General features: G+C 68.9%; 1 protein-coding gene. It reads right to left on the bottom strand.

What is annotated here, in order from left to right:
- Positions 1–55: 55 nt before the first annotated feature.
- Positions 56–1,765, bottom strand: a complete 1,710-nt coding sequence (gene ilvD, locus ACFTZB_RS45410; protein ID WP_378442531.1) for a dihydroxy-acid dehydratase — start codon at positions 1,763–1,765, stop codon at positions 56–58.
- Positions 1,766–1,786 lie beyond the last annotated feature (21 nt).

The raw sequence follows: 1,786 nt of genomic DNA, 5'->3' as shown, positions 1-1,786 counted from the left end.
GAAACCTGCTGCGGCACCCGGCTTCGTGTGTGGCCGGAGCTGTCGGTGCGTGGGGTCAGGGGACCTGACGGACCGCGCCCTTGTCGGCGGACGTCGCCAGCGCGGCGTACGCGCGCAGGGCCGTCGTGACGGTCCGTTCGCGGTTCACCGGCTGCCACGGACGCTCGGACGACTCCATCTTCGCCCGGCGCTCGGCGAGCACCGCGTCGTCGACGAGGAGCCTCAGGGTGCGGGTCGCGATGTCGATGAGGATCTGGTCGCCGTCCTCCACGAGGCCGATGGCGCCGCCGCTGGCGGCTTCGGGGGAGATGTGGCCGATGGACAGTCCCGAGGAGCCGCCGGAGAAGCGGCCGTCGGTGATCAGCGCGCACTTCTTGCCGAGGCCGGAGCCCTTGAGGAATGCGGTGGGGTGCAGCATCTCCTGCATGCCCGGGCCGCCCGCAGGGCCCTCGTAGCGGACGACGAGGACCTCACCGGGCTGGATCTTCTTGCCGAGGATCACCGACACCGCCTCTTCCTGCGACTCCACGACGCGCGCGGGTCCCTGGAAGTGGAACAGGTCTTCGTCGATGCCTGCCGTCTTGATGACCGCGCCGTCGACGGCGATGTTGCCGCGCAGCACGGCCAGGCCGCCCTCGACCGTGTGCTTGTGCTCGAAATCGCGGATGCAGCCGTTCGCGGCGTCCGTGTCGAGCGACGACCAGCGGTTGTTCGTCGAGAACGGCTCGGTGGTGCGGACACCGCCGGGCGCCGCGTGGAACAGTTCGACGGCCTCGTCGGATGCCTTGCCGGACCGGATGTCCCACGTGTCGAGCCACTCGTCGAAGCTCTTCGTGTGCACGGTGGAGACGTCGCTCTCGAGCAGTCCCGCGCGGCGGAGTTCGCCGAGGATCGCGGGGATTCCGCCGGCCCGGTGCACGTCCTCCATGTGGTAGTCCGAGTTGGGTGAGACCTTCGACAGGCACGGCACCTTGCGACTGATCTCGTCGATCTTGTCGAGGTCGAAGTCGTAGACCTCGCCCTCCTGCGCGGCCGCGAGGGTGTGCAGCACCGTGTTGGTGGAACCGCCCATCGCGACGTCCAGTGCCATCGCGTTGCGGAACGCGGCGGGTGTCGCGATGTTGCGGGGGAGGACGGAGTCGTCCTCGTCCCGGTAGTACCGCAGCGCGGCCTCGACGACGGTGGTTCCGGCGCGGGTGAACAGCGCGCGCCGGGCCTCGTGGGTGGCGAGTGTGGAACCGTTGCCCGGCAACGCCAGGCCGAGTGCCTCGGTGAGGCAGTTCATCGAATTCGCGGTGAACATGCCCGAGCACGACCCGCACGTCGGGCACGCGCTGCGCTCGACCTCGGCCAGTCCCTCCTCGTCGACGGCGTCGTTGGCGCTCGCCGAGATCGCCGTGATGAGGTCGGTCGGTGCCTGGGCGACACCGTTCACCACGACGGCCTTGCCCGCTTCCATCGGACCGCCCGAGACGAACACGGTGGGAACGTTCAAACGCAGTGCGGCATTGAGCATTCCGGGGGTGATCTTGTCGCAGTTGGAGATGCACACGAGTGCGTCGGCGGTGTGCGCGTTGACCATGTACTCGACGGAGTCGGCGATGATCTCCCGGCTGGGAAGGGAATACAGCATGCCGCCGTGTCCCATCGCGATGCCGTCGTCGACGGCGATCGTGTGGAATTCGCGAGGTACACCACCGGCGGCGCGGACGGCGTGGGGGACGATGTGGCCCACGGGGGTTTGGTGGGCGGGGCCGGGGAACAAAAGGGGGTGAGAGGTGGGGGT

The organism is Rhodococcus sp. NPDC057014 (assembly GCF_042673295.1).
Lineage (GTDB): Bacteria > Actinomycetota > Actinomycetes > Mycobacteriales > Mycobacteriaceae > Rhodococcus_F.
The sequence above is the reverse complement of the archived record's forward strand: the minus strand, read 5'-3'. Positions and strand labels throughout refer to the sequence as shown.